A 20650-nucleotide genomic window follows, 5' to 3' on the forward strand; every position below is an offset into this window, starting at 1 on the left:
AGGCACCCGGTTAGTTATCGTCGACGTAATCCTTTACGGTCTTTCCCGTTGACAATCTTTTCTGAGCTAACGTGCTGACTTCACTCAGGCGTGCTACCGGGCCAATAACTTCGTATACCATTGACGTAAAAAGCCTTCTGTACTTTTCACAGAGTTCAGAATCTATAGGGTCCTGATTGCACGCAGCATAGGCACCTATCAAGAACTCTAGCGTCAGATTTCTATAGCCCCTATAGGCCAAAGGCTTGCCAGCCCCAAAGCCATCCCCTTCAATAATGTTTGGAAACAAAAATCGCCCTTGCTCGATTGCAGCTGAAAGCAAACAAAGATCATGCTGCTTGTCGCGACGGTCAACGTAAACTCCATAGGTACCTAGGCGTACCAATAGCACCACGACTTCATTATGCCACGCCAATAAGTCCTTGATAAATGTTTCTTTCAGTTGATAACGGGCCTGCCGTCTATCCTTGATCAAAAAGTACGCTGTTCCGCTTGCCAGAATTAAAGACAAGATGGAAACGGTCGCCGTAATAATGTCCATGAGATCCATGATTGCCCGCCCTGCGCCCTTTGGGCTATTTCTTGTGGTTCATTTTAGATGAGAAAAATCATCTGCGACCGTCCGTTTCAGGTCCAGGCTATGTGAAAACACCGCGACCTTGGCTAACTTCCGTCGAGGACCTTTTTAACTGAGGTAGTTTGCAGCACTTGTGGCGGGCACCTACCGGCCCCAAATCGCTTAACTGCCTGGCATTAGCCAAATGGAAGCTCTTTTAGGTTTTGGCATCGACTGACGTGCACCCCATCAGAGATGAGAGTGCATGCGGTCTCCGGGGTCTTGCCTGCAGGCTCCAGTTTGATGGAGAGCTCAAGCATCTCAGCCTGGTCAGACGGCTCCCTTGGCCTGCTGCTCCAAGTGCACCTGCAATGTCGGATCGATTTGCAGGGCGCCGGCCAGTTCGTCAAGATAGGCCCGCTCTGCGTCCTGCTGGTCATCCACCAGCATCACGCTGGCCAGGTACATTTCCGCAGCCATGGCCGGGTCTTGGGCCGACTGAGCCACCTCGGCAGCATCAAGTGGCTTGCTGACTTCCTCATCCAGCCATTGCTGTAGTTGCGGGTCGCTGGCTTGACGTTTGATCTCAGCGTAGATCAACTGTTCTTCTTGCTTGTCGATGCGACCGTCAGCCTTGGCTGCCGCAATCAGCGCGCGCAAGATTGCATGGCTGTGATCCTCGGCCGCGGGGCCGGACAATTGATCGACCGTATGCAGCGCCTGTTGCGGGGCTGCCGCCTGGCTGCGCTGCCAGCTTTGATAGGCCTGGAACGCCATCATGCCCAACGCTGCCAGGGCTGCGTAATTGGTGCCACCAGTGGCGCGCCCCTGAGTAAAGCCGCCAGCACTGCCACCACCGCCACCTAACAGGCCGCCCAGTAAACCACCAAGGCCATTACCGCCACCTGTACTACCGCCGCCAAGCAGACCGCCCAGCAAGCCGCCCAAACCGCCCAGGCCGTCTTGCGACGACATACCGCCGCTCCTTTGTTGCGCTTGCGAGGCCTGCCCGGCCCGCAGCAACTGTTCGAGTAGATCACTGGTATTCATGGCATCGCCCTCGGTCGGTAGCCGTTGCCCAGACAAGCAACGATAGCCCCCTCAAGGCGATCCGCCATGACCGTCTGACCGACGGGAAACCCTGGACAGAATCAAGGTATCTCAGCCGTTTGGGCCGGTAGCTTTCGACCCAGGCTGTGTGAAAACCTCACCTGCTTTTTTCAAATCGTGTTCCTACGCGAATTCTGAAAAAGCTTGGCTACTCAACTAACCCAGAATTCACGTAGGAACGCGATTTTCAGGTTGTTTTTTGATCAGTTGCATCGGTCGGGAGGTTTTCACACCGCCTCGCTCGGAAGCGGCCGCTCGTGCCTGACCACTATCGACTGATCGCGGACAGCCGCAGCCGTGCAACAGTCCAGAGGACGGCTCAGTTCACCATCACCTCGTCCAGTGCCTGTTCAAGGGTGCTGACAGTACGCTCGATATTGTGCAGTTTCTCGAGCCCGAACAAACCGATGCGGAAGGTCTGGAAGTCGGCCGGCTCATCACATTGCAACGGCACGCCGGCGGCTATCTGCAGGCCGTGCTCGGCAAATTTCCTACCGTTCTTGATGTCGGCATCATCGGTATAGCTCACCACTACGCCCGGGGCCTGAAACCCCGCTGCGGCCACGCTTTTGATGCCCTTGCCGGTCAACATGGCGCGCACCTGATCGCCCAGTGTCTGCTGTTCGTCGCGAACCTTGTCGAAACCGTAGGCTTGCATCTCGTTCATCACATCGTTGAAGCGCGCGAGCGCATCACTGGGCATGGTCGCATGGTAGGCATGTCCGCCCTGTTCGTAGGCCTGCATGATCTGAAGCCACTTTTTCAGGTCGCAGGCAAAGCTGCTGCTCTGCGTATGCTCAATGCGCTCGAGGGCCAAGGCGCTGAGCATCACCAGGGCGCAGCAAGGGGAGGCGCTCCAGCCTTTCTGCGGTGCGCTGATCAGCAGGTCGACCGCGCACTTGTGCATGTCCACCCAAACCGTGCCTGAGGCAATGCAATCCAGCACGAACAGGCCACCCACCGCATGCACGGCGTCGCCGACGGCGCGCAGGTATTCGTCGGGCAGGATAATCCCGGATGAGGTTTCAACGTGGGGGGCGAACACAATCTTCGGCTTGTTCGCCGCAATGGCCGCCAGCACTTCGTCCAGAGGCGGGGGCGCGTAGGCTGCCTGGCGACCCGTTTCGACCGGTCGGGCTTTCAGCACCGTGGTGGCCGCCGGGATGTTGCCCATCTCCAGGATCTGGCTCCAGCGATAACTGAACCAGCCGTTGCGGATCACCAGGCATTGCTGGCCGGTGGCGAATTGTCGCGCAACCGCTTCCATGCCGAATGTACCGCTGCCCGGCACGACCGCTACGGCTTGGGCGTTGTAGACCTGTTTCAGGGTCCTGGAAATGTTCCTCATCACGCCCTGAAATGTCTGCGACATGTGATTGAGCGAGCGGTCGGTGTAGACCACCGAGTACTCGACCAGTCCCTGAGGATCGATACTGGGATATAGCTTTGACATGCGGTGACTCCTTTGGCAGAGATATCGTTGGTATGAACCCTGTCTCAAGTCTCTGAGCGCCGCCGCGCGGACTTGGCGTTCAACTTAGCAGATTCAAGTCGTCATGCAGTGTGCGATGCTGATCGCCACTAGCCCAGGTAAAGACCTGCTGTGGGGTGGTAGCAGCTAAAGGCATGGACCGTCTATATAGGGCCGTTAGCTGCCCTCCAGGGCAATCATTTGCAAAACCTAAACCCTGAACCGCCCCACCAATGCCGTCATCTCCCCTACCAGCCCCGACAACGCTTTGCTCGCCTCACTGGTCTGCTGCGCCCCCGCCGCCGAACAAGTCGACAGCTCGCGGATGTTCAGCAGGTTGCGGTCCACCTCCCGCGCCACTTGGGCCTGCTCTTCGGCTGCACTGGCTATCACCAGGTTGCGCTCGTTGATCTCGCCGATCGCGCTGTAGATGCCTTCCAGCACTTGCCCCGAGGCCAAGGTCACGTCCAGTGTCGACTGGGCCCTGCTGGTGCTGGCCTGCATCGACGCCACCGCCGCTTCGGTACCGGTCTGCACGCGCCCGATCATCTGCTCGATTTCCTGGGTCGATTGCTGTGTGCGGTAGGCAAGCGTACGCACCTCGTCGGCCACCACCGCGAACCCACGCCCGGCTTCGCCAGCACGGGCGGCCTCGATGGCGGCATTGAGCGCCAGCAGGTTGGTTTGTTCGGATACCGAGCGGATCACCTCCAGCACTTTGCCGATGTCGCGCACCTGCCCAACCAGCTGCTGCAGGTGTGCGCTACTGGTTTGAATCTCACGGGTCATGGCCTCGGTACCGTCAATGTTTTCGCTGACTTGCTGACGGCTTTGCGCTGCCAGCTGGTTGGATTCACTGGTGGTCTGCGATGTAGTGATGGCATTGCGCGCAACCTCTTCCACCGCCGTGGTCATTTCGGTGACGGCAGTGGCGGCCTGCTCCAGCTCCTGGCCTTGCTGGCGCAGGTTGTTGGCGCTTTCCTCGGTGACCGCGTTCAGCGCCGTGGCAGCTTCGCCCAGCTGCCTGGCACAACTGCTGATTTGCCCCAAGGTGTCGCGCTGGCTCTGCTGCATACGCTGCAGTTCATGGAACAGTTGGCCGATCTCGTTAGTGCCCTGCCCTTGCACCGGTACACTCAGATCGCCGCCAGCAATACGTTGGAAATGCCGACCGGCTTCGCGCAGCGGGTGCAACACGCGCTGCGCGATGAAGGCCCAGCACAGCGCCGCCAGCAACAGCGTCAGGCCCAGCAGCCCCAGGCTCAGCATTTGCGCATGGGCCAGGCGACGGTCGGATTCAAGCATGATCTGTTGGCCGCGCTCGCTCAATGCACCAACCAGTTGCTGACGCAATGCCTGCAGCCGGCCCATGGCGTTGCCGGCATCGGTATTGACCTTGAAATACTGCTCGAGCGAGCGTTGACGGGTTGCCTCACGCTGCCCGGCTACCGCCCTGGTACTCGCCGAAGGTGGCTTGCAGCTCAGTTGCCAGCGCGTGGAGTGCCGGTTCGCGGGCGTTTTCGACGAACTCGTCAACCAGCGTCTGGCTCTTGTCGTTCAGCTCGACCGACAGCGCCATGCGCTTGTTGGCACTCTGCTCGTGGCCGCCCAACTGTTCGATGAAGCCTGAAGACACGTTGGCGCTGGCGCGAATGGCCATCAGCAAGGCATTGTTCAAGCGGTCCGATTGGTGCGCGGTCTGGTCCAGTTCGGTGATCTGCTGGTCACTGCCCATCGCTGCCCACCAGGCACTGGCGGTGGAAAAGAGCAGGGTCAGGCTGAACAACGACAGCACCCAGAACATTCCGGTGCGGATCTTCAGGTTGGCAAGCATGCGGGCAGTCTCCTTGTTGGCACCTTCAGGTCGATGATTCGACGGCGGGTGTGCTGCTATCGGAGGTGCTGGCGCAGGCTTGAGGCGCAGGGATGCAGTTATGGGCGGTAACCGAACAAATGTTGCCGGCGAAAACAGAGTCCAAGACTGCCCCCCAGAGACCGCGCATTTTTTGAGGTCTGCGCTGTACCTGTGGGAGCAACTGTCTTGTATTGCCTGGGCGGGCCTCATCGCCGGCAAGCCAGCTCCCACAGGTACTGCGCAGGGCTTGAGGCCTATGCGGTCGAGGTGGGAGCTGGCTTGCCGGCGATGGGCTGCATAGCAGCCCCCTTGACGCTAACTGACGGTCAATCAGACGCTACGCGTCAGCCCCCCGTCGACCTTGATGTTCTGCCCGGTGATGTAGGCGGCGCCCTCGCTAGCCAGGAAAGCAATGGTGGCGGCGATTTCCTCGCTGGTGCCATAGCGCTTGAGCGGTACGCTGTCGCGACGCTGTTCGGTGGCCGGCAAGCTGTCGATCCAGCCTGGGAGCACATTGTTGATCCGCACGTTGTCAGCCGCATAGGTGTCGGCGAAAATCTTGCTGAACGCCGCCAGGCCGGAGCGGAACACCGCCGAAGTGGGGAACATCTCGTTGGGTTCGAACGCCCAGGCCGTGGAAATGTTGATGATCACCCCACCCTTTTGCCGTTGCATGATCGGCGTCACCAGGCGTGTTGGGCGGATGACATTGAGCAGGTAAGTGTCCATCCCCTTGTGCCAGTCTTCGTCGCTGATCTCCAGGATCGGAGCGCGCGGGCCATGGCCGGCGCTGTTGACCAGCACATCGACGCGCCCCCACTGCTCGAGCACGGCATCCACCAGACGCTGCAAGTCCTCGACCGACTGGTTGCTGCCGGTCACACCGATGCCGCCCAGTTCCTTGGCCAGCGCTTCGCCCTTGCCCGAAGACGAGAGGATAGCGACCTTGAAGCCGTCGGCGGCCAGGCGCCGTGCCGCCGCTGCGCCCATGCCGCTGCCACCGGCGGTGATGATTGCTACCTTTTCTACCGACATGCTACCTCCATTGAAGATCAAGCCAGGTGTTTGCAAGTTCATTCACACTAGCAGCCACGTTGGCCTGGAGGGAGGCAGCCGGGCTTCGCTTATCCAGTAGATTTTCTTTCGTCAGCTTGAGCCTTCAACCACGCCGTGACAGTTTGCAAGGTGGCAGGCGACTGCCCCTTGCGCGGCCACACCAGGTAGAACGCTTTGTCCAGCCGCAGTTGCTGGGGAAACACCTGCACCAGCCGACCTGCAGCGATGTCGTCGCTGACGAAGGCATGGCTGGCGAGGGTGATGCCCTGCCCGCCAATGGTGGCGTCGATTGCCAGCGAAGTCTGGTTGAAGCGCACGGTCCTGGCCGTGGGTGCCGAGTGGCCAGGGAACACCGTTGCGCAGAACTGCGGCCAGAAGTTGTGGGCATCGTGCAGTGCTACATAACGCTGCAGGGTCGCAAAGCCATCTGGCCAGCCCACTTCTGCCAACAACGCCGGGCTCGCCACTGCGACGACCTGTTGCTCCATCAGCAGTTCGACGTTCAGCCCGGCGCCGAACGGCGGCTGGCCATAACGCACGGCAAGATCGACGCCATCGGTATGAAAATGCGAAAGCCGGTCAGTGGCCAGCACCCGCAGGTCGATGTCGGGGTTGCACTCGGCAAAGTGCCCCAGCTTGGGGATCAGCCATTTCGAGGCGAAGGTTGGCGTCACGCTGACGGTGAGGTGAGATGGCGCCGGGCGTAGCAACCGGGTGGCTTCGTCGATCATCGCCAAGGCGCTGCGCACACTGCTGCTGTAGGCGTGCCCGGCGTCGGTCAGGCCAAGGCCACGCGGCAAGCGCTCGAACAGGCGAACCTGCAGGCCGGCTTCCAGCCCGCGAACCTGCTGGGCAACGGCCGCCTGGGTCACGCCGAGCTCCTCGGCCGCCAGGCGGAAGTTCAAGTGACGCGCCACCACTTCGAACACGCGCAGTGCATTGAGTGAGGGCAATCCGGGGAAACCTGCAGGCATGGCGATGATTTTTCTATTGGCTGATCAGCAGCATCGCGTCGAGGCTAACCTCCTTGGCCCAGGAAGTCGATGACAGTGCTGGCAAATGCCTGCGGCTGATCCAGCATGATGAAATGGAAGCTGCCATCGACGCGCTTGAAGCTGATGTCTGGCGTGGTGATATAGGCGTTACGGAAGGTCGCATCGACGCTGGACGCGGGGATACCGTACAGGGCGTCATAGGCATAAACCACCTGCACCGGCGCCTGAATGCGGGCGAGTTCCGGGCGCAGGTCGGTTGTCATCAGCTCATAGGTGGCATCGGTCACGGTCTTGCGGTCCGACCGGGCCGCCGCGTCGATCAGCGCAGGCCGGGCCGCTTCGGTTTTGGCCAACCGGGCAATGGCCGCGCGCTGCATCGCTTCGGCCTGCGCCAGCGGTGCTGTCATCGTCGCATCGCGCAATGCCGCAGCGTGCGGCGCGGCCGATTCGGCAGTGGCTGCGGGGTCAATCAACAAGGTGTAGAACGGCAGCGCGTCAACGACCATCAGCCGCCCTACCCGCTCGGGATGACGCGCACCGAGCATCAGCGCCACCTCGCCACCCAGGGAATGCCCAATGATCACCGGCGCTTCGATGTGCTGTTCGCGAATATAGTCCGCGATCGCCTCGGCCACCGGGGCGGCTACTCGCCCATCCGCCGTTGGTACGGCAGGCGAGTCGGCAAAGCCTGCGACCTGTACCAAATGCAGGCGGTAGTGCTGCCGCAGTTGCTCGGCGAGCCCCGCCCATACCTTGCGCGACGAGGCCAGCCCGGGAATCAGGATGATGTCCGAGCCTGCGCCCTCGACCTTCACCGAAATACGCTGGTTGACCACAGACGCCGGCTGGCTTGCTGCCGCCAATGCCGAGGTCAACGACAAGATGGCCCCGATTGCCGCGAGAAGGATTGGTACACGCATGACGGTCATTCCTTTGACTTCAACTGAGAAAAGTTCGCCACTATAAAGGTGCTCGGCGGCACATGGGAAAACTATCGTTTGCCACCCGCGGCTTTGCACCGTTAAAGTCAGCCCCAGGGCGCTGGCTGCGCCTGCGGTCCGCGCAAAGGGGTTGCCCACGCCGTGCGTCATCACCTGCTCATACCAGCTCCCGGCTTGTCGGCGGACCGAGCCCATAAGGAGTTGGCATGCCCGCCATCAATGCTTCCCGCCACCACGGCCTGCTCGACCTGCCCGCCTTGCGCAAACGCGCCAAGCGCTTGCTGACCGCCCTGAAAAACCACCAGGCCGACGACGCCCGTGAGCAGTTACGCCTGCTCGGCCTGCCCGGCCCCGAATACCGGCTTGCCGATACCCAATGGCTGGTCGCCCGTGAGGCCGGCTTTGCCAGTTGGCCCAAGCTCAAGGCCCATGCCGATGCGGTAGCCTTCGCGGCACGCCACCCCGGCTTCGCCGCCGATGACGAGGCTGCCGTGCAGCATTGGCGCTGCGGCAATGATATTGCCCACAGCCTGCGCACGGCCGGTTTTACCGGTGCCTTCCAGATGTTCGACGACCCCATGGTCATGGGCCCCGTACCCGCACTGCCCGAGGAACAGTATTGGCAGGTTCGTAGCGCCTACGTGCAACAGGCGTTCAACCTGAGCACCCAGGACATCGAGCAACGCCAGACGGCACAACGCGCCGCACTGGCCGGGTTGAGCGGCGACAGCAAGATCGTGCTGTGGTGCGAAGGCGACGCTTACGACCAGTTGTTCCTGATCCGCGTGCTCGCCAGCCTGCCCAGCCTGCCGCGCCGACTGGAGCTGATCGAAATCACCCAGGTGCCTGGTGTCGAGCGCTTCATCGGCATCGGGCAACTGGCCCCCGACCTGCTAGCCTGGTTGTGGCCGCGGCGGCGCGCCTTAGGTGAAGATGCGCTGGTTTTGGCCCGGCAGGCATGGGCCGCCTACACCGCAGCTGATCCACAGGCCTGGGCTACTCTGGCGAGCCGTCAGCATGCGGCCTTGCCGTTGCTGGGCCGGGCACTGGCGCGGCAACTACAGGAGCTGCCAGGGGCAAAAGACGGTTTGAGCCTCACGCAGCGCCTGCTGCTGCGCGTGCTGGCGGCGCGCGGCGAACTACCGGCCGGGCGCGTGTTCGCCCAGCTGATGATGCATGATGAACCCCTGCCCTACTTGGGCGACATGATGTTCCACGTCTTGTTGCAACCGTTGATCCATGCACCGCATCCGCTGCTGCTGGAAGGCCCGGCAGAGGCCTGGGCGCAACGGCCGCTACGGCTGACAGCGCTTGCCGAGCGGATTCTTACAGGGCAGGCACATTGGCTCGATCAGCGCCCTGCACAACGCTGGGTAGGCGGAGTGCTTGTGGATGCCACCGATAGGCCTTGGGTGGTCAGCGAGGATGGCGAAGTGTGGCGCCGTTAAAGCTTGGCCTATCTCTCGCAGGAAAAACTCTAAGCAATTGATTTTGGATGACACCGGCTTTGCCGGTGTTCCCGGGCATGCCTTGATGCCAGTCAGTTAAGATTTCTGCAGACTTTACTGGGGCTGCTCTGCAGCCCTTCGCGGGCACGCCCGCTCCCACAGGGACCGCGTATTTCCAAAGCTCAGCGCCAAACCTGTGGGAGCGGGCGTGCCCGCGAAGGGCCGCAAAGCGGCCCCAAATTGCTTAAGGGCTCGGTAATCCCCTACAGGGATTGCACCATACCTGCTGTCGCGATTGCCTGCGCCGCCTCGGCCAGGCGCTGGGTAGCTAGCCGGATTTCATCCAGATCCAGCGAGGCAAAGCCCAGGCGCAAGGCATTCTCGACCTGGCCAAACGGCGAAAACTGCCGGCCACTGCGCACCACCAGGCCCAACTCCAAGGCTTTGCCGACCAATTGGTCCACATCGATCGACTGATCGAACCTCACCCACAGCGCCAGCCCGCCTTCCGGCACCTGCACGGTCATCTGCTCGCCAAAAGCATCGCGCAGGCAGGCCAGCAAGCTTTCCCGGCGCCGGCGGTACTCCCGGTTAACCCGACGCAAGTGCTTCTTCAGTTCGCCATCATTGATCAGGTCCGCCAGCATCCGCTGCATCACCGCATCGCCCTGCCCCAGGGTCAGCGCCGCCCTTCGTGCGAGGAGCGCCGTCACCTCCACCGGTGCCACGATATAGCTGCAACGGAACGTACTGCCCAAGGCCTTGGACAGCGAGCCGATATAGATCACATGCCGCTGCTGTCGGTCGCTGGCCAGAGGCAGATAAGGGCGCCCGGCAAAGTGGTATTCATGATCGTAGTCTTCCTCGATCACGCAAAAGTCGTGCTGCCGCGCCAGTTCCAGCAGCCGCTGTCGGCGCCCGGCAGGCAAGCTGACTGTGGTCGGGAACTGGTGATGGGGTGTGATGTACAGCATCCGCACCTCATGCAGCCGGCACAGGGCATCGAGCTGATCGACCCGGCAGCCCTCATCGTCCAGGTCCACGGTGACCAGCCGAGCACCCAGTTGGCGGAAAATCTCCCAAGCGGGGGGATAGCTCAGGCGCTCGACCAGCACGACGTCACCGGGCTTGAGCAACACGCTGGCCACCAGGTACAGCGACATCTGCACACCTTGGGTCAGGCAGATATGTTCGGCGCCAACGCTCAGGCTGCGATTGTGCCGCAGCATGTCGGCCAGGGCGGCGCGCAGGTAGCGGCTGCTGCATTCGCTACCATGGCGCACGCTGTTACTGGCGAAGCTGCTGCGCAAGGCATTGCGGTAATAACGGTGCAGAACGGCCTGTGGCAGCAGGCGGTGGTCACAGGCGCCATTGTCGAAGAACAACGCACCTGGCTGCCCCTGCTGCGCTGCAGCCTGTTCGTTCGCCGTGAAGTAGGCAACGGCCGGTTCTTCTCGCAGTTCCAGGGCAAAGGGCTGCGCGGCATCGGGCTTGGTCAGTGTGCCAGCCGCCAACTGCTGGCTGACAAAGGTGCCCCGGCGTTGCACGCTTTGCAGCCAGCCTTTGGTTTCGGCTTCCTCGTAGGCGAGGATCACCGTCTTGCGATTGACGTTGAGCAGTTGCGCCATTTCTCGCGTGCCGGGCAGCGGTGCGCCGGGACGCAGGCGGCCCTCGGTGATCGCGGCCACCAGCCCCTCGACGATCTGCCTGTACGACGCCTGCGCCTGAGCCCCGTCGAGCTTGAGCAGCGGCTGCCATTTGCGAAGCTGGACCATGTGAATTACTCGAAACTGGAGGTTCTACTGGTCCTGGACTATAGCAACAATCAAACCTCCATTTGCCCCGAGGTGTTCATGCACAGCCACCACGTCATTGAATTGTCGCCCTCGGGCAAAACCTTCGAAGCCACGCAAGAACTGCTGCTCGATGCCATGCTCGCCAGCGGCCTGCCGGTGCCCTTCTCCTGTCGCCGCGGCGCCTGCGGATCATGCAAGGTCAGGGTGGTGTCGGGGCAATATCGGGACAAGCAGCGGGCTGCAGACACGCCCGCGCCCTCCTATCCCCTGGCCGCCGACGAGATGCTGCTGTGCCAGAGCCATGCCTGCAGCGACATGCGCCTGGAGATTCCCGGCTGGTCGCTGGACGCTCCAGCGCTGAAAACCAGCGCGCAAGTGGTCAGCAAACGCGCCCTGAGCACCGATATCATCGAGCTGGTGCTGCTGCCCGCGCAGCCGCTCGAAGTACGGGCGGGCCAGTACGTACGCTTTCGCCTGAACAACGGCGACAGTCGCTGTTTCTCCATCGCCAATCTGCCCGCCCAGGACCAGGGGCAATTGGTTTTTCATATCCGCAGGGTCAGCGGCGGCCTGTTTACCGAACACCTGCTGCCAATGTTGCAAACCGGCGATGCACTGCAGCTCGAAGGGCCGGTGGGCGCCTGCACCTGGCAACACGATGACCAACGCCCCTTGGTGCTGTTCGCCACCGGCACAGGTTACGCCGGCATCAAACCCTTGCTACTGACGGCCCTGGCCCGCGCTGCAGAGGTGACGCTGTACTGGGGCGGTTCCTCAGCGGCGGACTTCTATGATCGGGAGTTTCTCGACCAGGCCAGCCATGCACATCCGCACTTTCGCTGGCACCCGATATTCTCGCCCCAGGCGCGCGTGCAGCAAGTGGCACTGACCCAGGCGCATCGCTGGGCAGATACCCAGGTCTATGCCTGCGGCAATGCCGCGATGATCAGCCAGGCTCGTGAACAGTGCCTTGCTGCAGGCGTGCAAGCCCACCGTTTCGTCGCGGAGGCTTTCGTAGCCAGCGGTGCTGTGGCAGCCGAAGCTGGGTTACCCAGCGCATTACACCCGGAGCTGGAAAAAGTCGGCCCACGCTACTCGCTGGACGGCATGCTCGCTGCCCGTGAACAATCGGTACGGGCCGTGGCCGCGATCGCCAGCCAACTGCAGGTCGGCATGACCACTGCCCAGGCACTGGAGATGGCTGCGCAAACCTTGCAGGCGATGGGCGCGTCACACACCTGGCACCCGACCTACATCCGCTTTGGCGACGACACCGTGTGCACGCCTCGCCAAGGTATTGATTTGCAACGTGTATTACGTACCACGGACATCGTTGTGGTCGATGTCGGCCCGGTATGGGATGGCTATGAAGGCGACTACGGCGACACCTTCGTGTTTGGCGAGCACCCTCTGCATCAGGCCTGCGTCAAGGCACTGCATGAAGTGTTCGACGAGACTCGCCAGGCCTGGGGCCGCGGGCTGAGCGGACGCGAACTGTATGACGTAGCCGAACGCAGCGCCCAGGCGAAAGGCTGGCAGCTGGAGCGCAACCTGGCAGGGCATCGCATCGCCGACTTCCCCCATGTTCTGTATGGGCAGGACAAACTGGCCGAAGTGGAAATCGTACCGAGCGAGGTAGTCTGGGTGCTGGAGATACAGTTGTGCCACCCCACCGAGCCAGTTGGGGCGTTTTTCGAAGACATCCTGATCGCTGAAGCCAAGCCGATTGCGACCGCGGCGGCGTGATCCGCGGTCCATGTAGGCGCCACTGTCTCGAGGCTTTTTCAGCGCCCCTCTCGTTGCCGCCCGCATTTCTCGGTATGGTGTTGTCAAAGAAGGATGTTTTACCCGCACAGGAAAGACTTAGATGCCTCAACGCCATGTCATCAATGCATCCGTCAGCCCCAAAGGCAGCCTGGAGACGCTGTCACAACGTGAAGTGCAGCAACTGAGTGAAGTCGGTACCGGTAGCCTGTACACCCTGTTCCGCCAGTGCGCCCTGGCCATCCTCAACACCGGCGCCCATGTCGACAATGCCAAGACCATCCTCGAGGCCTACCAGGACTTCGAGGTGCGCATCCACCAACAAGACCGCGGCGTGCGCCTGGAGCTGCTGAATGCCCCCGCCGACGCCTTCGTCGATGGCGAGATGATCGCCAGCACCCGTGAAATGCTGTTCAGCGCCCTGCGCGACATCGTCTACACCGAAAGCGAGCTGGCCAGCCAGCGCATCGACCTGGAAAGCTCCCAGGGCATCACCGACTATGTTTTCCACCTGCTGCGCAACGCCCGCACCCTGCGCCCGGGCGTGGAGCCGAAGATGGTGGTGTGCTGGGGCGGCCACTCGATCAGCACCGAGGAATACCAGTACACCAAGAAGGTTGGTCACGAGCTGGGCCTGCGCAAGCTGGACGTCTGCACCGGCTGCGGCCCGGGCGTGATGAAGGGCCCGATGAAGGGCGCCACCATCGCCCATGCCAAGCAGCGCATGCATGGCAGCCGCTACCTGGGCCTGACCGAGCCGGGCATCATCGCCGCCGAAGCGCCCAACCCGATCGTCAACGAGCTGGTGATCCTGCCGGACATCGAGAAGCGCCTGGAAGCCTTCGTGCGTGTCGGCCACGGCATCATCATCTTCCCCGGGGGGGCCGGTACGGCCGAGGAGTTCCTCTACCTGCTGGGCATCCTCATGCACCCGGACAACCAGGACCTGCCGTTCCCGGTGGTGCTCACCGGCCCGCGCAGTGCCGAGCCCTACCTGCAACAGTTGCACGCCTTTGTCGGTGCCACCCTGGGTGAGGCGGCGCACCGCTTGTACGAAATCATCATCGACGACCCGGCGGAAGTCGCCCGGCACATGGTCGAAGGGCTCAAGGCGGTCAAGCAGTTCCGCCGCGAGCGCAACGATGCCTTCCACTTCAACTGGCTGCTGAAGATCGAGGAGAGCTTCCAGCGCCCATTCGACCCAACGCACCAGGCCATGGCCGACCTGGACCTACGCCGCGACCTGCCGGCCCATGAACTGGCCGCCAACCTGCGCCGGGCGTTTTCCGGCATTGTCGCGGGCAACGTCAAGGACAAGGGCATCCGCCTGATCGAAGAGCACGGGCCATATCAGATCCGTGGCGACAGTGCCGTGCTGGACCCGCTGGGCCGGCTGTTGCAGGCGTTCGTCGACCAGCACCGGATGAAATTGCCCGGCGGCGCGGCATATGTACCGTGCTACCAGGTGACGACCTGATAGCTTTTGATCTTGATCTTGATCTTGATCTTGATCTTGATCTTGATCTTGATCTTCGCGACTTCAGGAGGCCGAACGCAGGCCTTGCGGAGGGAGGTGACGGGCATGGATGCCCGTCAAGCGCTGAGGCCCCATGGATGGGGCCTGCAGCGCGTACTCCCGGGAGCAAGGCCGGAGTGAGGGAACCCCGGAGCGCAGCGCAGGGGCCGGATGATGGGAGCAGCGTTTTTTGGTTACTTTTTGTCGCGTTTGACAAAAAGTGACTCGCCGTAAGGCGAAAAGGTGAGTTAGCGTCGCCATCGCAAATGGACTATGCGCGAGATCGAAACCAGCACTTTGCCGCCTTTCGCCTTTCGCCTTCAGACATGGGCATCAACAACGAGGTCAACATTCATTGGCGATGGTGGCGCCAAGTCACCTTTCCGCCCTTCCGGCGGGTTACTTTGGTCTTGGCCAAAGTAACCAAAGCCGCCCGCTCCCATCATCCGGCCCCTACGCTGCGCTCCGGGGTCCCCTCGCTACGGGCATGCTCCCGGGAGTACGCGCTGCAGGCCCCATCCATGGGGCCTCAGCGCTTGACGGGCATCCATGCCCGTCACCTCCCTCCGCATGCCCTCCGCTCGGCCTCCTGAAGTCGCAATCTGCAGCGCCTGAACTATCGCGCGCTTAGAAGCAAAAGCCGAAGCAAGAGCACGGGCACGGGCACGACAGAAAACTACGCACCTTCAGGCAATAGACTGCGATCGAACATGAACACTCGCTCGCCCTGAGGGGTGTACTGATACAACTGCTGTGGCCTACCCAGCTTAGGCTGGTTCTTTTCTCCGGTGTCCCTCACCCACCCCAGCTCACGCAAGCGTTCCAGCCGTTTGCGCACCGACGTGCTGTTCACCCCCTGTCCCAGGCACGCCTGTAGCGCCCCGAGCGCATCCAGCACGGTGAATTTCTCCGCCAACAGGTACAGCGGCAGACTGCTGTATACCGTCTTTGCCGCCAGCCGCTCACGGGCGCGCTCCACCAGCAGGTTATGGTCGAACGGCAACAGCACCTTGCGCCCCAGCACGCTGTCCAAGTCGAAAAACGCCAACTGTTCGTCCTCCACCGCCTGTCCTGGCCCGAGCAAGGCCATGTAGTAAGTACTGAGCGACCAACCGCGCGGGTCGCGGAAGGCGTTGCCCTCGGTGCCCACCTGCTCCATGTAGCGAGGGACAATCTGCGCTTTCTCGCGCAAGGCGCGCTCGGCAGCACCTTCCAGGCTGGTATCGGGGATGCGGCCATTGACGATCACGCCGGGCAAAGCCCACTGGCCGACATGCGGCTCACGCTCACGGCGGTGCAACAACACCTGAAGATGCTGGGCATCAGGGGCCAGGCGCAGGGCGACGATATCGACACTGGCCAGGACTTCGACTGTACTCACCGGGCAACTCCTTTTTCAGTCAGCCAATAATCCACCAGAGCATCTAAGTAAGGCAACCACTAATCCAGCATCAAATGACACTTGACACACTTAATTTACCAAGTGAATTATATAGTCATTCCAGCAAGGAGAACCGCCATGAAGATCGCCAGTTTCGATGTCGACGCGCAGAACGGCTTCACCAATAACGCTCCGCAAGAGCTGCCCGTCCCCGAAGGCGACGAAATCGCGGTTGACCTGAATACCATGGCTCTACGCGCAGACTTGCGCCTGGGCAGCAAGGACGCCCACCCGGCCAACGCCGCCTGGGTAGTTGCCGACCCCGCGCACATGCTGCAACCCCTGCAACTGGCCAACGCCGACCTGACCTGGGTCAGCCACTGCGTCCCCGGCACCCCGGGCTTCGAGCTGCTACCCGGCCTACCCGCCCCGATCGACTACGACTATTTCGTCTGGAAAGGCGTCGAACCCGACCTGCACCCCTACGGCGCCTGTTACCACGACCTGGCCGAGCGGCGCTCCACCGGCGTGATCGAGTACCTCAAGGTGCAGCAGGTAGACACAGTGATCGTCGGCGGCCTGGCCCTGGACTACTGCGTCAAGACCACCGCCCGCCAATTGCGCCAGGCTGGTTTCCAGGTGCTGCTGTACCTGCCGGCCTGCCGCGCCCTCACTCAGGCAGGCGCCATCGAGGCGTGTGGTGCCTTGGCCGCCGAGGGCGTGATCCTCTGCGGCGACGAGGCCGCGCTTGACCACCAGCTTGCCTTGATCAAGGAAGACCGCCCATGAACGACAGCGTTTTCGGCCCACGCATCATCCAGAACCTGCTGGATACAGACTTCTACAAGATCACCATGATGCAGGCGGTGCTGCACAACTATCCCAACGCCGAAGTGGAATGGGAGTTTCGTTGCCGTAACGGCGAGAACCTCGCGCCCTACCTGGCGGAAATCCGTTACCAGATCGAGCAACTGGCCGACATCAGCGTCACCCACGACCAGTTGGCCTACCTGGAAAAGATCCCGTTCATCAAGCCGGACTTCATCCGCTTTCTCAGCCTGTTCCGCTTCAATCTGCGCTATGTGCAGGTAGGCCTGGACGATGCCGGGCAACTGGCAATCCGCGTGCACGGGCCATGGTTGCACGTGATCCTCTACGAAATCCCGCTGCTGGCGATCATCAGTGAGGTGCGCAACCGCTACCGCTACCGCGAGGTGGTGATCGAGCAGGTCGGCGAACGCCTGTACCAGAAGCTCGACTGGCTGAAGGCCGAGGCCAGTGCCGATGAGTTGGCCGGCTTTCAGCTGGCGGACTTTGGTACGCGGCGGCGCTTCTCCTATCGAGTTCAGGAAGAGGTTGTGCACATACTCAAGCACGACTTCCCGGGGCGCTTCGTCGGCACCAGCAATGTGCACCTGGCCCGCGAATACCAACTCAAGCCACTCGGCACCATGGCCCACGAATGGTTCATGGCCCACCAGCAGCTCGGCCCACGTCTGGTCGATAGCCAAGCCGCCGCGCTGGAATGCTGGGTGCGGGAGTATCGGGGGCTGCTGGGCATAGCCCTGACCGACTGCATCACCATGGACGCGTTTCTGGGCGATTTCGACTTGTACTTTGCCAAGCTGTTCGATGGCCTGCGGCACGACTCGGGCGACCCGCTGGCCTGGGCGGAAAAGGCTATCGCCCACTACGAGCGGCTGGGGCTCGACCCGAAAAGCAAGACCCTGATCTTTTCCGACGGGCTGGACGTCGCCAAGGCGCTGGGGCTGTACCGGGCGTTGCATGAGCGGATCAATGTGAGCTTTGGCATTGGTACCCGGCTGACCTGCGATATCCCAGGGGTGGAGCCGATGAACATCGTGATCAAGATGACCGCGTGCAATGGGGCGCCAGTGGCGAAGATCTCCGATAGCCCAGGCAAGACGCAATGCCGGGATGAGAACTTCGTTGCTTACCTGAAGCATGTCTTTCAGTTGAATTGATGTTGCCTGTACTGGCCCCTTCGCGGGTAAACCCGCTCCCACAGAGATATCATTGCCCTTGAAACCTGTACACATTCACCCAGCTCTTGCAGGCCAACACACAATGCCCTTGAACCTGTGCTGTACCTGTGGGAGCGGGTTCACCCGCGAAGGCGCCAGTACATTCACCCCATCTCTTGCAGGCCCACACACAACTCGAGAAACCGAGCCGCCGCCCGCGACGGTGTGGCCGCATGCGGCATCAGTATGGAAAACCGCCTGACCAAAGGTTCCGGGGCAACTTGCAACCGGTGCAACACCCCATCCTCATGCCGGATCGACATCGCCGACACAAAACCAATCCCCATCCCGGCCCGCACCGCCTCCTTCACCCCTTCCACTCCAGCGATCTCCAGCGCCACGCGCATCGCCACACCGCTACGGGCAAACGCCCGCTCGACGATCTGCCGCACGCCCGAGCCGCTCTCGCGCAGTACCAACGGGTAGGCCCCCAGCGATGCCAGTGTCTGCTGATCACTATCAGCCAAGGGGTGCCCACGCGACACGATGGCCACAATCTCGTCCTCGCGCCACGCCGTCACTCCCGTGCCCAATGGCAGTTCCTGCCCGGGCGGGCCTTCGATCAGGGCAATATCGACAGCGTCCAACGCGGCGACGATCTCCGCCGTGTTGCCATGTGAGGTGGTTACCAGCACGTCGGGATAGCGCCCGTGAAAATCGGCAATCAAGTAAGGCAGCAGGTAGCTGGCCGGCGTGGTGCTGGCGCCGATGCGCAAGGTACCACGCTCCAACCCGCGCATGGCCTCGCGCAGCGCCTGGGCCTGGCGGAAGGTTTCGCGCAGGCGCTCGGCATGGGCCAGCAACTGCTCGCCCGCCGCCGTCAGCCGCACACCACGGCCAGCGCGTTGATACAGAGGCTCGCCAAAGGCCTCTTGCAACAGTTTGAGCTGGCCGGACACCGCCGGCTGCGACAGGTGCAGGGCCTGCGCCGCATGGCTGATGTTGCCGTGCTCGGCGACGGTGGCGAAAGTTATCAGCTGTTCCGGGGTCATGATTAAAAAATATCAGCTAAACGGATATTTGCCATCCTAAATTACGATTTTTTATAAGCTTATAACCAGATTAGCTTAGGCCTTGTCGAAACACCTTTCCGGAGGACTCACATGGCCACGGTTCCGTCCAACCCTGCTTTTGCGCCCACCCTGTCCACCCGCGGGCGGCTCAATGGCATCCTGTTCGTTGCGCTGTTCGCGCTTGCGGTGACCCAGCTGGCCGCCTTGCCGGTCATTGCCAACCTGGGCATCAGCCCGCTGATCGTCGGTATTGTCGCGGGTGCGCTGTACGGTAATGCGCTACGCGACGGGGTGCCGGCGAGCTGGGCGGCTGGCATCAACTTTTCCGCCCGCGGCCTGCTGCGCATTGCCGTGGCCTTGTTTGGCCTGCGCGTAAGCCTGCAGGAAATCGCCGAAGTCGGCTGGTCTGGGCTCATCGTGTCGGTGCTGGTGGTGTCCAGCACGCTACTGATCGGCCTGTGGTGTGGCACGAAGCTGTTCAAGCTTGACCGTGATACCGCCTTGCTGACAGCCGCCGGCAGCGCCATCTGCGGCGCCGCCGCGGTGCTGGCCTTCGAATCGGCACTGCGCAGCGCCCCGCACAAAAGTGCCATGGCCGTCGGTAGCGTGGTGCTGTTCGGCACGCTGTCGATGTTCCTCTACCCGCTGGCGATCAACGCCGGCTGGTTGCAACTGGACACCTTGGGTGCCGGGTTGTTCCTCGGCGGCACCATTCACGAGGTAGCCCAGGTGGTGGGCGCGGCAAGTAACGTCAGCCCCGATGCCACGCATGTCGCCACCATCGTCAAGATGACCCGAGTGATGCTGCTGGTGCCGGTGCTATTGGTGGTGGGCCTGTGGATCAGCCGCTCGCGCCAGCCGGGCCAGGCGCAGGGCAACGGGCGTATCGCCATGCCCTGGTTCGCCTTCGGCTTCCTCGCGCTGGTGCTGGTGAATTCGTTGCAGGTGCTGCCCGGCAGCGTGACACAGGCGCTCAACAGCTTCGACACCTTTGCCCTGACCATGGCCATGACCGCGCTGGGCATGGAGACACGCTTCAGCCAGATTCGCCAGGCCGGGCCGCGGGCACTGGCCACCGGGGCGATTCTCAACCTGTGGCTGGTGGGGGGTGGCCTGGCCATTACCCTTGGCGTGCAAAAGCTGCTGGGATGACTTGAGGGCTAGGCGCCTGCTTCGCGCAGGGCCTCAGCCCATCTGCTGCCACAAGATCAGCAACCCTGGCACCCAGGCCGTGAATATCGCGCACGCCATGGTCATCACCGCCACCAGCCGCTGGATCTTCCTGGCCAGCGCCAGCAACAGGAAAAAGCTGAACCACAGCACCGTCCACGCCGCCCAGTTCAGTACATCCCACACCTTCATCAGGCCCTCGGCGCCGGGGATGGAGCTGACCGTCACCACCAGCGCCGTCACGCTGACAAACAGGCAGAACCAGCCCAGCCCGCGGCCATCGACCTGCAGCAGTTGGTTGGCCGCCACCCACAGGTAGGTGAAGGCGAACAGAATGGTCAAGGCCCCGGCCTTGACGCTCTCGGCCGTAGCCACCACGAAGATCAGGTACACCGCGACCAACAGGCTGAGCAAGCCGACAAATAAATTGATCACCGCCACTTCCCGGTCGGTGATACGCCCCATCAGCCAGATGCTGTTGATGAACAACACCGCACCGACGTACAGCAGAACCAGTCCGTACAACATGGCAA

19 protein-coding genes are annotated in these 20650 nt (G+C 62.0%); 6 read left to right on the top strand and 13 right to left on the bottom strand.

The genetic code is table 11. The features are described 5' to 3' along the window. Positions 1–10: 10 nt before the first annotated feature. The 8 genes from TZ03_RS10265 to TZ03_RS10295 all read right to left on the bottom strand — a co-directional run bounded on the left by TZ03_RS10265 (position 11) and on the right by TZ03_RS10295 (position 7963). Entirely contained in the window at positions 11–550 is a 540-nt protein-coding gene (locus TZ03_RS10265) for a hypothetical protein (protein ID WP_051097489.1), read from the bottom strand. A gap of 336 nt (positions 551–886) precedes the next feature. Then, positions 887–1606, bottom strand: coding sequence for a DUF533 domain-containing protein (locus tag TZ03_RS10270; protein ID WP_051097490.1), 720 nt, complete (start codon positions 1604–1606; stop codon positions 887–889). A gap of 379 nt (positions 1607–1985) precedes the next feature. Next, positions 1986–3119, bottom strand: coding sequence for an aminotransferase class V-fold PLP-dependent enzyme (locus TZ03_RS10275; RefSeq protein WP_051097491.1), 1134 nt, complete (start codon positions 3117–3119; stop codon positions 1986–1988). Between the two features lie 228 nt (positions 3120–3347). Further along, positions 3348–4508, bottom strand: coding sequence for a methyl-accepting chemotaxis protein (locus TZ03_RS10280; protein ID WP_414860305.1), 1161 nt, complete (start codon positions 4506–4508; stop codon positions 3348–3350). Positions 4509–4569: 61 nt separating this feature from the next. After that, complete coding sequence (locus tag TZ03_RS31955) at positions 4570–4971, bottom strand: Tar ligand binding domain-containing protein (RefSeq protein WP_414860306.1); 402 nt, start codon at positions 4969–4971, stop codon at positions 4570–4572. A 351-nt stretch (positions 4972–5322) separates the two neighbouring features. Then, entirely contained in the window at positions 5323–6027 is a 705-nt protein-coding gene (locus tag TZ03_RS10285) for an SDR family oxidoreductase (protein WP_051097492.1), read from the bottom strand. An 89-nt stretch (positions 6028–6116) separates the two neighbouring features. Continuing rightward, complete coding sequence (locus TZ03_RS10290; protein ID WP_051097493.1) at positions 6117–7022, bottom strand: LysR substrate-binding domain-containing protein; 906 nt, start codon at positions 7020–7022, stop codon at positions 6117–6119. Between the two features lie 44 nt (positions 7023–7066). After that, positions 7067–7963 (bottom strand): alpha/beta fold hydrolase, encoded by an 897-nt coding sequence (locus tag TZ03_RS10295; RefSeq protein ID WP_051097494.1) that lies wholly within the window; start codon positions 7961–7963, stop codon positions 7067–7069. A gap of 227 nt (positions 7964–8190) precedes the next feature. Here TZ03_RS10295 and TZ03_RS10300 point away from each other — a divergent pair, with 227 nt between their 5' ends. Further along, positions 8191–9432, top strand: coding sequence for a DUF1835 domain-containing protein (locus TZ03_RS10300; protein ID WP_051097495.1), 1242 nt, complete (start codon positions 8191–8193; stop codon positions 9430–9432). 263 nt (positions 9433–9695) lie between these two features. Here the strand turns inward: TZ03_RS10300 and TZ03_RS10305 are convergent, their stop codons facing one another. Further along, positions 9696–11207 (bottom strand): PLP-dependent aminotransferase family protein, encoded by a 1512-nt coding sequence (locus TZ03_RS10305; RefSeq protein ID WP_051097496.1) that lies wholly within the window; start codon positions 11205–11207, stop codon positions 9696–9698. Between TZ03_RS10305 and TZ03_RS10310 the strand changes: the two genes are divergently transcribed. Both TZ03_RS10310 and ppnN read left to right on the top strand, forming a co-directional pair. Further along, positions 11208–12974, top strand: a complete 1767-nt coding sequence (locus tag TZ03_RS10310; RefSeq protein WP_051097497.1) for an NAD(P)H dependent flavin oxidoreductase family protein — start codon at positions 11208–11210, stop codon at positions 12972–12974. It abuts the gene before it with no gap. Positions 12975–13095: 121 nt separating this feature from the next. Beyond that, on the top strand, positions 13096–14469 hold the full coding sequence (gene ppnN, locus TZ03_RS10315; protein WP_051097498.1) for a nucleotide 5'-monophosphate nucleosidase PpnN: 1374 nt from the start codon (positions 13096–13098) through the stop codon (positions 14467–14469). Here ppnN and TZ03_RS31735 read toward each other — a convergent pair. Together TZ03_RS31735 and TZ03_RS10320 are read right to left on the bottom strand one after the other, a co-directional pair. Beyond that, positions 14451–14576, bottom strand: a complete 126-nt coding sequence (locus tag TZ03_RS31735) for a hypothetical protein (protein ID WP_269082546.1) — start codon at positions 14574–14576, stop codon at positions 14451–14453. The two genes, ppnN and TZ03_RS31735, sit on opposite strands and share 19 nt — an antisense overlap. A gap of 608 nt (positions 14577–15184) precedes the next feature. After that, the gene (locus TZ03_RS10320; protein ID WP_051097499.1) at positions 15185–15889 is read right to left on the bottom strand and encodes an NUDIX domain-containing protein; all 705 of its coding nucleotides are present in this window, start codon (positions 15887–15889) and stop codon (positions 15185–15187) included. Between the two features lie 138 nt (positions 15890–16027). On the opposite strand from TZ03_RS10320, the gene TZ03_RS10325 reads away from it, so the two are divergent. Both TZ03_RS10325 and pncB read left to right on the top strand, forming a co-directional pair. Continuing rightward, a complete protein-coding gene (locus tag TZ03_RS10325) occupies positions 16028–16678 on the top strand; it encodes an isochorismatase family protein (RefSeq protein ID WP_051097500.1) in 651 nt (216 codons plus the stop codon). Further along, positions 16675–17874, top strand: coding sequence for a nicotinate phosphoribosyltransferase (pncB, locus tag TZ03_RS10330; RefSeq protein ID WP_051097501.1), 1200 nt, complete (start codon positions 16675–16677; stop codon positions 17872–17874). Before TZ03_RS10325 ends, pncB begins: the two co-directional genes overlap by 4 nt. A gap of 164 nt (positions 17875–18038) precedes the next feature. Here the strand turns inward: pncB and TZ03_RS10335 are convergent, their stop codons facing one another. Continuing rightward, a complete protein-coding gene (locus TZ03_RS10335) occupies positions 18039–18926 on the bottom strand; it encodes a LysR family transcriptional regulator (RefSeq protein ID WP_051097502.1) in 888 nt (295 codons plus the stop codon). A gap of 111 nt (positions 18927–19037) precedes the next feature. Between TZ03_RS10335 and TZ03_RS10340 the strand changes: the two genes are divergently transcribed. Further along, positions 19038–20099, top strand: a complete 1062-nt coding sequence (locus TZ03_RS10340) for a YeiH family protein (protein WP_051097503.1) — start codon at positions 19038–19040, stop codon at positions 20097–20099. Between the two features lie 33 nt (positions 20100–20132). Here TZ03_RS10340 and TZ03_RS10345 read toward each other — a convergent pair whose 3' ends face one another. Beyond that, complete coding sequence (locus TZ03_RS10345) at positions 20133–20645, bottom strand: AmiS/UreI family transporter (protein WP_051097504.1); 513 nt, start codon at positions 20643–20645, stop codon at positions 20133–20135. Positions 20646–20650: the final 5 nt, after the last annotated feature.

This window comes from Pseudomonas sp. 10-1B (assembly GCF_000935045.1).
Classification (GTDB): Bacteria; Pseudomonadota; Gammaproteobacteria; order Pseudomonadales; family Pseudomonadaceae; genus Aquipseudomonas.

What these genes read in the sequence shown, in the direction of transcription:
- TZ03_RS10265 (WP_051097489.1), bottom strand. Translation starts at nt 550, where the DNA reads ATGGATCTCATGGACATTATTACGGCGACCGTTTCCATCTTGTCTTTA.
- TZ03_RS10270 (WP_051097490.1), bottom strand. Translation starts at nt 1,606, where the DNA reads ATGAATACCAGTGATCTACTCGAACAGTTGCTGCGGGCCGGGCAGGCC.
- TZ03_RS10275 (WP_051097491.1), bottom strand. Translation starts at nt 3,119, where the DNA reads ATGTCAAAGCTATATCCCAGTATCGATCCTCAGGGACTGGTCGAGTAC.
- TZ03_RS10280 (WP_414860305.1), bottom strand. Translation starts at nt 4,508, where the DNA reads ATGGGCCGGCTGCAGGCATTGCGTCAGCAACTGGTTGGTGCATTGAGC.
- TZ03_RS31955 (WP_414860306.1), bottom strand. Translation starts at nt 4,971, where the DNA reads ATGCTTGCCAACCTGAAGATCCGCACCGGAATGTTCTGGGTGCTGTCG.
- TZ03_RS10285 (WP_051097492.1), bottom strand. Translation starts at nt 6,027, where the DNA reads ATGTCGGTAGAAAAGGTAGCAATCATCACCGCCGGTGGCAGCGGCATG.
- TZ03_RS10290 (WP_051097493.1), bottom strand. Translation starts at nt 7,022, where the DNA reads ATGCCTGCAGGTTTCCCCGGATTGCCCTCACTCAATGCACTGCGCGTG.
- TZ03_RS10295 (WP_051097494.1), bottom strand. Translation starts at nt 7,963, where the DNA reads ATGCGTGTACCAATCCTTCTCGCGGCAATCGGGGCCATCTTGTCGTTG.
- TZ03_RS10300 (WP_051097495.1), top strand. Translation starts at nt 8,191, where the DNA reads ATGCCCGCCATCAATGCTTCCCGCCACCACGGCCTGCTCGACCTGCCC.
- TZ03_RS10305 (WP_051097496.1), bottom strand. Translation starts at nt 11,207, where the DNA reads ATGGTCCAGCTTCGCAAATGGCAGCCGCTGCTCAAGCTCGACGGGGCT.
- ppnN (WP_051097498.1), top strand. Translation starts at nt 13,096, where the DNA reads ATGCCTCAACGCCATGTCATCAATGCATCCGTCAGCCCCAAAGGCAGC.
- TZ03_RS31735 (WP_269082546.1), bottom strand. Translation starts at nt 14,576, where the DNA reads ATGCCCGTCACCTCCCTCCGCAAGGCCTGCGTTCGGCCTCCTGAAGTC.
- TZ03_RS10325 (WP_051097500.1), top strand. Translation starts at nt 16,028, where the DNA reads ATGAAGATCGCCAGTTTCGATGTCGACGCGCAGAACGGCTTCACCAAT.
- pncB (WP_051097501.1), top strand. Translation starts at nt 16,675, where the DNA reads ATGAACGACAGCGTTTTCGGCCCACGCATCATCCAGAACCTGCTGGAT.
- TZ03_RS10335 (WP_051097502.1), bottom strand. Translation starts at nt 18,926, where the DNA reads ATGACCCCGGAACAGCTGATAACTTTCGCCACCGTCGCCGAGCACGGC.
- TZ03_RS10340 (WP_051097503.1), top strand. Translation starts at nt 19,038, where the DNA reads ATGGCCACGGTTCCGTCCAACCCTGCTTTTGCGCCCACCCTGTCCACC.
- TZ03_RS10345 (WP_051097504.1), bottom strand. Translation starts at nt 20,645, where the DNA reads ATGTTGTACGGACTGGTTCTGCTGTACGTCGGTGCGGTGTTGTTCATC.